The sequence below is a fragment of the Methanohalophilus sp. RSK genome, from assembly GCF_003722075.1.
Taxonomy (GTDB): Archaea; Halobacteriota; Methanosarcinia; order Methanosarcinales; family Methanosarcinaceae; genus Methanohalophilus.
This window is the reverse complement of the sequence record NZ_RDSK01000013.1, coordinates 167,996-179,838: the sequence shown is the minus strand read 5'-3', so window position 1 is coordinate 179,838 and position 11,843 is coordinate 167,996. Positions and strand designations below refer to the sequence as shown.

At 45.3% G+C, this 11,843-nt stretch carries 12 protein-coding genes; 1 reads left to right on the top strand and 11 read right to left on the bottom strand.

Annotation, left to right across the window (positions count from 1 at the left end; translation table 11 throughout):
- Positions 1–23: 23 nt before the first annotated feature.
- From EFE42_RS06950 to EFE42_RS06935, 4 genes are all read right to left on the bottom strand, one after another.
- Positions 24–1,619 (bottom strand): hypothetical protein, encoded by a 1,596-nt coding sequence (locus EFE42_RS06950; protein WP_123136560.1) that lies wholly within the window; start codon positions 1,617–1,619, stop codon positions 24–26.
- Entirely contained in the window at positions 1,616–2,767 is a 1,152-nt protein-coding gene (locus tag EFE42_RS06945) for a poly-gamma-glutamate biosynthesis protein PgsC/CapC (RefSeq protein ID WP_158599201.1), read from the bottom strand. Before EFE42_RS06945 ends, EFE42_RS06950 begins: the two co-directional genes overlap by 4 nt.
- Positions 2,768–2,959: 192 nt before the next feature.
- Positions 2,960–4,255, bottom strand: coding sequence for a hypothetical protein (locus EFE42_RS06940; RefSeq protein WP_123136558.1), 1,296 nt, complete (start codon positions 4,253–4,255; stop codon positions 2,960–2,962).
- Positions 4,256–4,425: 170 nt separating this feature from the next.
- On the bottom strand, positions 4,426–4,917 hold the full coding sequence (locus EFE42_RS06935) for a rubrerythrin family protein (RefSeq protein WP_123136557.1): 492 nt from the start codon (positions 4,915–4,917) through the stop codon (positions 4,426–4,428).
- Positions 4,918–5,019: 102 nt separating this feature from the next.
- Here EFE42_RS06935 and EFE42_RS06930 point away from each other — a divergent pair, with 102 nt between their 5' ends.
- Positions 5,020–5,382, top strand: coding sequence for a dihydroneopterin aldolase family protein (locus EFE42_RS06930; RefSeq protein WP_123136556.1), 363 nt, complete (start codon positions 5,020–5,022; stop codon positions 5,380–5,382).
- On the opposite strand, the gene hisC is transcribed toward EFE42_RS06930, so the two are convergent.
- The 7 genes from hisC to EFE42_RS06895 form a co-directional block, all read right to left on the bottom strand.
- Positions 5,377–6,462 (bottom strand): histidinol-phosphate transaminase, encoded by a 1,086-nt coding sequence (hisC, locus tag EFE42_RS06925; RefSeq protein ID WP_123136555.1) that lies wholly within the window; start codon positions 6,460–6,462, stop codon positions 5,377–5,379. The two genes, EFE42_RS06930 and hisC, sit on opposite strands and share 6 nt — an antisense overlap.
- Positions 6,449–7,555: an acetylornithine transaminase gene (locus EFE42_RS06920; protein ID WP_233564768.1), complete on the bottom strand. Its 1,107-nt coding sequence runs from the start codon at positions 7,553–7,555 to the stop codon at positions 6,449–6,451. The genes hisC and EFE42_RS06920 overlap by 14 nt, the downstream gene beginning before the upstream one ends.
- A gap of 71 nt (positions 7,556–7,626) precedes the next feature.
- Complete coding sequence (locus EFE42_RS06915) at positions 7,627–8,472, bottom strand: acyltransferase (protein WP_123136553.1); 846 nt, start codon at positions 8,470–8,472, stop codon at positions 7,627–7,629.
- 133 nt (positions 8,473–8,605) lie between these two features.
- On the bottom strand, positions 8,606–9,079 hold the full coding sequence (locus tag EFE42_RS06910) for a PUA domain-containing protein (protein WP_370448674.1): 474 nt from the start codon (positions 9,077–9,079) through the stop codon (positions 8,606–8,608).
- A 198-nt stretch (positions 9,080–9,277) separates the two neighbouring features.
- Entirely contained in the window at positions 9,278–10,738 is a 1,461-nt protein-coding gene (locus EFE42_RS06905) for an RtcB family protein (protein ID WP_199724100.1), read from the bottom strand.
- Positions 10,739–10,755: 17 nt separating this feature from the next.
- Positions 10,756–11,184 carry an archease gene (locus EFE42_RS06900; RefSeq protein ID WP_123136550.1) on the bottom strand — a complete coding sequence of 143 codons (429 nt, stop codon included), beginning with the start codon at positions 11,182–11,184 and terminating at the stop codon, positions 10,756–10,758.
- Positions 11,185–11,228: 44 nt separating this feature from the next.
- Entirely contained in the window at positions 11,229–11,840 is a 612-nt protein-coding gene (locus tag EFE42_RS06895; RefSeq protein ID WP_123136549.1) for a CDP-alcohol phosphatidyltransferase family protein, read from the bottom strand.
- Between the last annotated feature and the right edge of the window lie 3 nt (positions 11,841–11,843).

The window sequence follows — 11,843 nt, the reverse complement described above, 5'->3', positions numbered from 1 at the left end:
CCCGTAAAGGCCAGATGAGAGATTCAATGGTTAGAAGCAATCGAACTGACTTCCTCCAGGGTATCAACTTCTGGAGAATAATGCACATTCTCTCCTGCAACAACCCGTTTTGAGATCTCAATCTCAATCTGCCTCATGAACTCATCCACAGTATTACCCATAAGGATTACAGGCAGTCCTACCCCGACCATCTCATCGAGCACTTCCCCTGCATCCGCATCGGCGCTGAATTGACGGATAGGTGCCCTGATATTCCTGGCAAACGCCTTTGTGGTGCGGCCACCCATGAAAACCTCATCAATGTATCCTTTCTCAAAAAGATGGTTGAGATATTTCACAAATGAATATGACCTGCCCCTCCTTTCATCCCGCAGGTAAACAAAGGGAAGAATCTTCTCTTTACCTGCAAGCTGTTGACGTATCATTTCCGTACTTTCCACATCATTCACCTCAGCCGCATTAAAAAGTACACCCGACTCAAGTTCAACCCAGCGAGGTTGCATTGACTGCAGGTAGGAATCCAACTCGCCATCAGGGATAGGGTCACTGCCAACTTCAGCAAGCACATAATTCAATCCATAAACCGTTTCAGCACCAAGCAGTCCCCTGTGAACCTCCGGAATTTGTACATTTATTGCAGTTGCTCCACGTTTTTCAATCTCTTTTTTCATATAATCCTGCAATACGGGATTCTGTTCACAGTTAATAACCACAGTATTTCTTGGAACTGAGCGGGCAAAGGACCTTGCAATCTCACGCTTATCCCTGCCCAGGGTGGAGAGATGGTCCTGTCGCACATTGGTGATCATGATAATACGCGGTTTCACGAAAATCTCATTAACCATCCTTGTGGTGTATTCAGTTATAGCCTGGTTTTCAATAATGGCAACATCCTGTCGTTCATCAGGAGTATAGGACTCGATTACAGGCACAAATTCCCTGTATCCGTGGATGTTTTCATACAACATAACATTTGGACCCAAACGTTCAATCGGTATTGCATAACCATTAATTATAAGATGGGGACGATTGCCGGTAACCTTAGCCAGTGTATTATAACCCCGTCTTGTTAGTATCTCAGAAAGACGACTAACCGTAGAAGACTTACCACGAATCCCGACAACATCGATACGGATATCCGTCATTTCCAGCAGAGAACGATGCTTAGTACCTCTTTTAAGGAAACATTTAAAGCATTTCAGAGGACTGCGTTCTCCCACTTTGATGGTCAGCAGCTCATCACTTTCATCCATTACAAAGATTTTTTCTGCACCCATCATGTCCACTAACAATGAGCGGCGCATTTTTTCCGCTTCTTCGGATAACTCAAAGTGTTTGGCACTACATGCAAGCGTGTTGCCGGAACAGAATGTCAATTGCCAATCCTCTGCATCGGCATGGGCAACTTCCATGGAAGGAATATTATTCAGAGGTACATCCCCATAAGCGTTTACCCCTGCCAGTTTTGCTGCCAGGGCACGCACCCTATCGACTTCCCACCAGGCATCGGAAGACATGGAGAACGTTTTACCACTGTAAGCAAGAATGTCTTCATCGCTGCGCAATCTCCAGGTCCATTTACCATTTTTGTTATATATCTCATAAATAGCCCGCCTCATTCATCCCCCTCCGAAAACAGGGAAGCATCCCATACATTTTTTTCCAGGGGTTTGCCTACCCAGTTGATTTTCACAAAGGCTATTGATATAGCAAAGGCCAAAAAGACCAGAAATACCTGATAGATTCCCAACTCATTGAACAATCCCCCTTGCTGGCCTTCTCCCAATACGGCAGCCAGAATTAGGAGAGGAGCCAGAATGGATACCTGTAGAGGAATGAACAATTTCCTCTCAGCCGGAGGAGTGACATGCAGATTATAGGCATTAAGACCGGCAATCAACCCCAAAAAAAAGATGGACAAACCACGGGATACCGGGAAAATGAATACAAAAGGAAGTGTTAACGCCAGGGAGATAGAAGTTCCAAGCCCTATGAGATTTCTTCCGTAAAGCAGGGTTGCTTTCTGGATTATAGTTATACCTATGAAAGAAGCAATCAGATTGAAAAAGTAAAGCATCAGGAACCACTTGTTTTCCAGACTGAAGATTGCCAGGATGGCCATTGAAACCACACCTACACGAATTCCATAGGATTGCCTGACGATTTCCGAAAGTGCCAGAGATACAATGAACAGGATAAAAGCAGAAAAACGGTTCATTATGGAAGAGGCAGGATAAACATCCACTGCAACCTGTTTTAATAAAGCTATATCTGATGTGGGGCTGAAAAGAATTGGCGGGGTGAGACTGCCAATGGTTTCAGCTACAAATGGATTGATCAGAACCCAGGCTGCTATGACCAGCCCAAGGAAAATACCGATAGAAGTCAATATATCCGCAACCCTGTACTGAGGCTTTATACGGGAATAATTATAAGCCGCCAGGCCGGGAAGAATACTGCCAAAGAAGACGACATCAGTAAAATCGTAGCCAATCCCTTTTAGATAAAAAAGACCCAGGACTGGGAATACCGAACCTATCAGTAATGTTGCAACAAGTTCATTCCTTCCATAGATCATGGTGTTCTTCTGCAAATAGAGCAGGCCTATGTAAGCAATAATGACACCTACGATGAATAACGGCAACATCAGAAAATTTTTGCATGCATAGATAGCAAGCACAGGAACAACAATCACTCCCCCTAAACGGTAACCAAACAACTGGGTCAATATGATTACTTCCAGAATTCCAATTATCGCCAAGATCACCGCAATGAGCATAGATAATAGATTGCGTTAAATATATATTAGTTTTATCAGGCGATTAATGAAGACAGTAGAGAGATAAGAAGATACAATTCAATTGAAAGGGAGCAAAAGTAACCCTCAAACGGACTCGCAAAGCCAACCATAAAACATCCATGCAATATGCATGAGAAGGGAGTTAATCGGAAATCTCTATCAGACAAAATTAGAATACATATTATCGAAATCCTTGCCTGAAACCGATTCTATTATTGAAATATGACCAGAAGTATTCACCTTACCGGCGGCCAGCAACTTCCTGTTGGCAATTTGCATTCTTTCAAAACCAACTTTTTCATAAACATCCGATACGAAAACAAAAGATTTACTGTAACCATAGCCAATCCTTTCTGAGCTGGAAGTGTTATACTCATCCGGAATCGACCAACCATCAAGAGCCCATGCAAACTGGTGTTCTTTTTTGTCATAATCCCCCTCAAGTTCGGATTTCATAGCCAGGGCCTTTTTAGGATTTGTTTGTTTTAATACCAGGAAAGTATACAGGTTGGCATAACCTTCATGCATCCAGAGTTGCTCAAAATTACATGCATGGGTCCAGCTGTGACAAAGTTCGTGTATCAGCACACGGTCCCCTGCTGAATGTAGAAGGGATATTGTACCATCACCATAATTGAAACCATCATAACCCTTCGTTTCTGCGACGGAAGATTCCCTGATTATAAGATCCGATTTGCCCGGAAAAGGTACTCCCCAGACATCCTCCAGCAAGGGAAGATATGTAGCCGTTTTTTCCAGCACATCCTGCGCCCATTCATCATTTCCTTTCCGGTATTCCACACTGATGTTGACATTCCTGTCTCCCAGGGAAACAACTTCACTGGCAACCATAATGTCCACTGTTTTTACACAATCAATCCTCAAGGGAAATTCCTGAAAACTTGCGTTGCCAAACGTATAAACCGTATGATCGTGTAGATTTTCTTTTCCATAACCCACATCTTCCAGATATGTTTCATAGTCATCAGGGACAATGAGTTCCACAGTTCCAGTATCTGATTGTTCCGTAATTGTGAAAGTAGTATAGATGGGATCTGTCCGGACATCGTATTCCAGTGTGAAAGTGTAACTATCCCCATACCACACATCCTCATTGAATGTGAAAATGTAATACTCTCCGCCATCTTCAGCTTTTTTGAACCCCACTTCAGAAGAATCGTCATAGGAAGAAAGATTCGAATGATCCGGAGGAACAGGATAATTTAATGAAGAGTAAAATCCCTGCCAGTAACGGGTATTTTCATCCTTGTTGGTGAAAGTGATCTCTTTTGTGACATGGACAAACCCTGAGCCGACTTCATAGACAGAATTCACTTCCACCTCATTCTGCCCCCAGTCCGCTGAAGCCGGAGAAGTTGCCAGCACACAAAACAAAACCACTGAAATAATAGAATAAAATACAACGCTGGTAAAAGAATACCTTCCAGATTCCATTACCTGTAATTTGCCATGATCATAGGGATAATAAATATGGCAATGAATATACAATTGGTGTACATAAAATGCTGTATATTAATTAGAATAAATAAAATGGCCGCACCTAAACCAACAGGTAGCAGCAATAAATAAAAAATAAGAGAATATGTCCTACCCAACAGGACACTTTAATCAATTTTTTTGAACTTAGAAGATGGGGCTCCACAAATCGGACATACATCCGGTGCACCGTTTTCCACAGTATTACCACAAACTTCACATACGTAATACTCAACCTCTTCATTGTTGCCCGCATTATCAAGGGCTTTCTTGTAAAGTTCGGCATGAATTGCTTCTACCTGATTGGCAACATCAAAACTCCAGGCAGCCTTACCATTACCTTCATCTTTTGCCTGTGTTATGAATTCTGGATACATTTTCTCAAACTCATAGGTTTCTCCCTCAATGGCCTCCCTGAGGTTTTCCTCTGTGCTCTTAATACCATTCATAATTCCCAGATGGTTGTGGGCATGAACAGTCTCAGCTGCTGCAGCAGCCCTGAACAATTTTGCAATCTGAGGGTAGCCTTCGTCATCAGCTTTTTTTGCAAAGGCCAGATACTTCCGGTTTGCCATGGATTCGCCGGCAAATGCTCCTTCAAGGTTTTCAAGCGTACTCATACAATATACTCCTTATTTTGTAACCATACCACATTATACCTGACACTATGTAAAATGTGCCCCATCCACAAATATAAATAACACCCTGCCATCCCATTAATCATGGAAAAAAGACCTGAAAATGCACAAATAGCTGCTTTTGAGGCAGGGATCAAACTGGGAGCCCTCTATCACCAGTTCACGGGTTCACCCCTTAACCTGCAAAATGTGGATAGCCTGGAAAAAGCCATTGCTGAAAGTATTTCTGTACAGCCTTTTGTTGAAGAGATCAATGTAAATATAAACAGGGATATGATAGCCGCAAAATTAAATGGTGAATTCGGATACTGTGAACTTGAAGGAAAAATGTTGACAGTGGACCTGAAAGTAATCCATGGAGATACCAGAATCCGGGCATCTATGGCCTACAACAAAGAACTGGATTACCCACTTATGGAAATAAATGAGGTAGAAAGCCTCTCATAAATAGGTCGAAAAGCCTTCCACAACTCTTTCATTTTGTTCTTTTGTACCTACAGTGACTCTGATTAAAGAATTTCCTGCATCACGGAAAGAAGTACAATCCCTGACAATAACCCCCCTGCGCAACAGGTGGTCGCATACATCCTTTGCACCATAGGGGGCAACGTCCACAAGTATAAAATTAGCCTGTGACTCATATACTTTAAAAGGCAGGTTTGCCTGCAAATATTTACGACCCTCGATTACCATCTGTTGGCTGGCCTCCAGATGCTCTTTGTCCGAAAGGGCAGCAATACCTGCTGCAACAGCCGGTGCACTTACATTGAAGGGAGTAGCAGCTTTCATATATTCGACCTTAAGCCAGGCAGGCATTATGCCGTAGCCAAGTCTCAAACCTGCCAGCCCAAAGGCTTTGGAAAAGGTCCTGCCAACAACAAGATTATCATATTCCCCTACTAGAGATGCAATATCTGATCCTGCAAACTCCACATAGGCCTCGTCCACAAAAACCAGGCACTCAACCGAATCCAGCAACCTGCGCAGTTCTTTTTCAGCAGTGACATTGCCTGAAGGGTTGTTGGGGGAGCAGATGAATACTACTTTTGTTTTTTCATTAACTTCAGCAATCACCCTGTCAATATCCAAGTCAAATTTTTCATTGCGTTTCACAAATACCGGTTTTGCACCACATGCAGTTGCAGCAATCTCGTAGTAGGAAAAAGTGGGAGTTGTAATCACAACTTCCGATTCCGCAGATATGAGCATTCTCATCAGGCCGTCAAGCAAACCATCCATACCCGGACCGGATGCCACAATATTGGCCTGTGGCATACCAACATAAGCAGATATTGCATCCACAAGTTCCCTGGCATCTGCCGATGGGTAAATATTCACAGTGGCGGCAGCTTCCTGCAGGGCACTGACTGCTGCCGGGGAAGGACCCAGGGGATTTTCGTTTGAGCCGAGTTTGATAATCGAATCACTTTCCAGATTATATTTTTCAGCGATCCCGCCAATCGATTTACCCGGCACATAGGGAGCTATCGACCTGATCTCAGGTTTTACCAGTTCATAACTTGCCAATTACATCCACCACCGAATCAACCTGTTCTTCGGTTATGACAAGCGGAGGTACCATACGCATGATGTTGCCTGCTGTGCAATTAAGCAAAACACCTTTCTCAAGGCCCGCAGTTACCATTTCTGCGCAGGAGTCCTTCACATGCACACCAATCATCAATCCTTTACCCCGGATTTCCAGGAAATCCTCACGGTTTAAACCTTCCAGTTTCTTCACGAAATACTCACCCATCATGCGGGAGCGTTCCACGAGTCCTTCCTTTTCAATTGCATTAATGGATGCCAGGGCTGCTGCACAGGCAAGAGGACCTCCACCAAAGGTTGCGGCATGCTGGCCCTTCTGGAAAACAATGCCTTCCCTGCTTGCAATGGCACCCATGGGAAATCCGCCTCCAAGTGCTTTGGCCATTGTCATTATATCCGGGGCCACATTGAAATGATCCTTACAGAACCACTTGCCCGTACGCCCGAAACCAGTCTGCACCTCATCGAATATCAACAGGGTACCGGTCTCATCACAGATTTCCCGGACTTCTTTAAGGTAAGTTGAGGAAGGAACATTGACACCACCCTCCCCCTGGATGGGTTCCACGATTACCGCTGCTGTATCCGAATCAATGACATCTGCAATCGCCGGTGAATTATCGTAAGGTACAAAATCAACCCTGCCGGGGAGAGGTTCAAAGGGTTTCCTGTAAGCCTCTTTGGAAGTTACCGCAAGGGCACCCATAGTCCTGCCGTGGAATGAACCTTCTGCGGCCACGAAGTTCTTTTTACCTGAGTGGGCCCGGGCCAGTTTCATGGCAGCTTCTACAGCCTCTGTGCCGGAATTGCAGAAGAACAGGCGATCCAGGCCGGTAACCTGTGACAGTTTTTCTGCAAGCTCGGCCTGTACATCAGTATAATAGAGATTGGATACATGGATGAGTTTGCCTGCCTGCTCCTGTATCGCTTTAACAACTTCAGGATGACAATGTCCCACGTTGTTTACGGCTATTCCTGCAACGCAATCGATATACTGTTTGCCGGCAGTATCCCACACAAGAGCCCCTGCTCCTTTATCCAGTGCGATAGGATAACGACCGTAGTTTTGCATAACGTATTTTGAATCTTTCTCTACAATAGAGTTATAAATCTCAGTAGTTTCACTCAAAAAAGAACACCTTTTTACTGTGGTTGGTCTGCTATGTCCAGTTTTATCAGTTCCCTGTCCCGGGCGACCTCTTCTTCCTCACGTATGAATGTAGTGCCACCGGTGGCTCGCATCACGCCATCAACCCTTGAATCCTCATGAATCCTGATAGAGTAAGCATTGATTTCTCCCAGTATATGCGTACCTTTACCTACCACAACCCTGCCCCGGGAGACAATGTTACCGTGGATGGCATTATTTTCACCGATCTCAATATCACTGGCGGTCCTGATACTTCCATACAAAGTAGTAGCACCGCCCATTTCCAAAGATTCAGCCCTTATATTACCTACGAGTCTGCAGCTATCTCCTATGGTGGCCGCGCCAGGAACCCTGATAGAGTCTGCAGATATACGAGATCCGTTGGGAACTACCATAGCACCATAACTGATCTCTTTTGCTTCCTCTTCAAAGAATTCACTCATTGCCTTTTCTACTTCTTCACCCTTACCCATACGTAAAAGTTCGGAGATATAGAGGAAAATGTAAGTGATTACAGGCACAGGATTACGAACAACTATCCAGCCATGAGCTTCAAAGCCTCTGTTGATCTTTATATCATTACCAACATCAAGATCTCCATTGACGAAAAGTTTGCCATCTATATTCACAAACTCGCCTATATAGGCATTTTCGCCACAACGCACATTGCCACCGATTTTTGACCAGATGTCTATACGAATATCAGACCTGGCAAGTACATCACCTGATACCGATACCCTTTCTCCGATTATCACCGAATCAGCAATTATACCATAGCGTATATCGGAATGGTTCCCTACTATAATATCCTCATCCAGAACAATATTATGTTCTTCCATTTTAGTATTTGGAGGAATTACAAAGGTTTTCAGGAGCTGGTCTTCTTCGATAGTTTCACCTTCTGAGGAAGTACAATATAACTTACATGGTTATTTGTTGAATATATATTTAGATTTTGATTGCAACTACATATCAGCTGCTATCCACACCAACCCTGACATCAACAGCCGGGCCGTTCTGCATGGCAAGAACTTCTTCAGGAGCAAGGAGTAACTGGCCCGTAGCAATAAGATTGTCCTGTTTATCCACAAGCAAAACTTCATCCCCTGCCCGCAGACCAGTGTCTATGTCCTCCACATGCTTGGCAAAAGCAGTTTTGCCTTTTGAGACAAAGGGGATTGCATCCTCACACATCATCACGCGATAGCCTGGTGCTGGAAGATGGGAATGGATCAGCGAGGCTCCCTCAATACTCAAAGTGAACATTCCGTCCCTGGCACGCACAGTTGCCATACGTCTTCCTTCGGAAAAGATCTGCCTGATCCTTTTTGTACGGGACAGCTTAAATGTGATGTCACCGGAAAAGAGAATGTTCCCACATCCTTTGCCGAACTGGTAATCAGCCATGGTGCGGACCTGTTTAATACGTGATTCCTCTTTTGTCATGGCCATAAAAAAGCATTCGGACATTAAATGAGTAGCGGTGAATACATGGGGATTAATCAAACATTTTAAATATTATAGTCACCCATTGGAATGTGAGGAAGCGGAACCTGTCATATGGTTTAATACAGAATTACTGTAACCAAGCAAAACCATTCATCCCCTCAAACAATGTGTTCCCTTCCTCATATTCTCTCAATTTTAACCTTTTACAACACCCAGAGGCATGAGTTTTGCGACCTTACCTGCAATACCAAGCCTGTGTACAACATCCACAACCTCACTGCTGGATTTGTAAACCCCTGGTGCTTCCTCGGCAATGACCGAAGGATGAGCTGCCTTGACAGAGATGCCCTGGCCACTAAGGTCTTTTTGGATTTGTTCTCCCCTGAAGGTGCGTTTCGCACCGGAGCGACTCATTACCCTGCCGGCACCATGGCAGGCGCTTCCAAAGGATACATCCATTGCTGCCTGCTTACCGCAGAGCACATAGGAAGGAGTACCCATACTGCCCGGGATAAGTACCGGCTGACCTACATCCCTGTAAGCCTGCGGGACATCGGGATGGCCTGCAGGAAATGCACGGGTGGCACCCTTACGGTGTACATAGACCTGTTTTTTTCCACCGTTTACATTATGTTCTTCCAGTTTGGCGACATTGTGAGCCACGTCATAGACCAGATCCAGACCCAGTTCATCCGAATCCATTTTCATTTGTTGTTCGAACACTTCACGACAGTGGTGCATTATGATCTGCCGGTTGGTCCAGGCATAGTTGGCTGCTGAGGCCATTGCACCGAAATAGGCCTGTGCTTCTTCTGATTGTGCCGGTGCACAGGCAAGCTGTTTGTCAGGCAGGTCTATTTTGTATTTCTGCACTGCACGGGTGAGATGGCGCAGGTGATCGGTGCATACCTGATGACCCGCACCCCTGGACCCGCAATGGACCATGAAAGTAAGCTGGCCCTGTTTGAGGTTAAAAGCTTCAGCTGCGACCGGATCATATATCTCATCCACATACTGCAATTCCAGGAAATGATTGCCGCTTCCCAGGGTTCCAAGCTGGGGCCTGCCCCTTTTGCGGGCTTTGGCACTGACCTGTGCAGGGTCACCCCCTTCAATGCACCCTTCACCCTCACAGTGGGTGAGATCAGCTTCTACACCATAGCCCTGCTCCACAGCCCAGCGGGAGCCATTGGTGAATATGGCTTCAAGTTCACTTTCCGACGCCCGTATCCGGCTTTTGGAACCCACACCCGAAGGTACGGCTTTGAAAAGGGAATCCAGCAGGTCATTGACTTTGCCGTCTACATCGGATTTTTCCAGATTGGACCTGATCAGGCGCACACCGCAGTTGATGTCAAAGCCCACGCCTCCGGGACTGATGACACCTTCCTCGGCATCAAAAGCAGCAACTCCCCCAATGGGGAAACCATATCCTACATGGGCATCGGGCATTGCCATTGAGAATTTCTGTATTCCTGGCAGCGTGGCCACATTGGCTACCTGGTCCACTGCTTCCTTTTCCAGATTGGTGAACAATTTATCTGAAAGATATATCCTGCCCGGTACCCTCATCCCGGGTTTGTAGCCCGTGGGAATTTGCCATATATCATTGTCTATCCGTTCAAGTCCTTCTATTTCTGGTCCTTCTGTATCCATCCTATCAAATCCCCTTTTCATGTATCCACTGTAATACGTACCGTAACTCCTTGTGATGTAATTTGTACACCAAGGTCATTATATGTTACCGCTTTGACTTCGGTGTCAAATATGTGTTTTTTAAGATCCAGAGGCTCCCCCTCTGCTTTTGCTGAAAGGAGGTATTCATCGCCTTCCTTTTCAATAGCAAATACCTCAAAGCTACTGAACACAACCATATTAACTTCAAAGAGATAAAGAAGTTCAGAAAGCCAGTCCACAAGAAGGTTTTCCAGATCAGGTGCCTGCAATTCAATATACTCGGTAATCTGTGGATTAATGCCGGACGTATCTATCATAACGTTGAACATTGCCTGTGCGGCATTTGCGAAGGCTTCTTCTGCGGTTTTGCCAAAGGCTTTGAACCTCGCATCTGCGGTATGTTCGATGTATTCGTATTTTTTCATGAGGACAACCAATTACAGGGAGTAATTTAAATCATGCGTCTGTTTCAACCCAGACGTGTGCGGATAAAATGTATACGCTGCAGGGCGGTTACATGGGAAGCGATGCCCATAAGGATAAGAGACCAGCCAAGCAGGGTGTAACCAAATATAGCATACGGATAAATTATGTGTAAAAGCGATGCGACTATGACCAGTACGAGACGATCCGCCCTGCCCATAATCCCACCATAGAAGCGACCGATGGATAATGCCTGGGCCTGGGTACCGAGATAACTTGTCAGAAGGATGCCCACCATTGTGAACAGGCCGATACCCCAGCCTGCATATTCCCCGAAGATCAGGCCACCGACAATAAAGACATCTGCATAGCGATCAACCACATGATCAAGGAAATCCCCGGCTTTGCTACTTGTGTGAAGATAGCGGGCCATGCTACCGTCCAGTGCGTCAAACAGGGAGTTGAGGACTACAAATATAAGTGCCGCACCTATCAGAAAATTGTTGGTCTCCCCCAGGGCATAGCACAGCCCTGCGGCTGCGGAAAAAAGCAGGGAAGCAAGTGTTACCTGGTTGGGGGTTATGCCCGTGTCTGCAAATATCTTTGCGAGTCTAGAGATGGGGCCTGCAAAAACAGGCCTGAAGCGGTCCAGGGTCATTGT